Source organism: Burkholderia sp. RS01 (genome assembly GCF_039748055.1).
GTDB lineage: Bacteria > Actinomycetota > Actinomycetes > Actinomycetales > Micrococcaceae > Arthrobacter.
In genome coordinates this window covers 1-253 of the sequence record NZ_JBDLAK010000075.1, presented here as the reverse complement: position 1 = coordinate 253, position 253 = coordinate 1, and the positions used below count along the sequence as shown (strand labels likewise).

The 253-nt window shown below is 64.0% G+C and carries 1 protein-coding gene; it reads left to right on the top strand.

Features of this window, described 5'->3' with window-relative positions:
* The coding region (locus tag ABFP37_RS22590) for a lyase family protein (protein WP_347035044.1) at window positions 1–253 on the top strand (253 nt) is incomplete at both ends.

Sequence of the window (253 nt, the reverse complement as noted above, 5' to 3'; positions counted from 1 at the left end):
CCTGCGCCTGCTCTCCTCCGGCCCGCGCGCCGGCTTCGGCGAAATCAACCTCCCCGCGGTCCAGTCCGGATCCTCGATCATGCCCGGCAAAATCAACCCCGTGATCCCCGAAGTCGTCTCCCAGGTCGCCTACGAAGTCATAGGCAACGACGTCACCATCACCATGGCCGCCGAAGCCGGCCAGCTCCAGCTCAACGCCTTCGAACCCATCATCGTCCACAGCCTCCACAAGAGCATCTCCCACCTCGAAGCA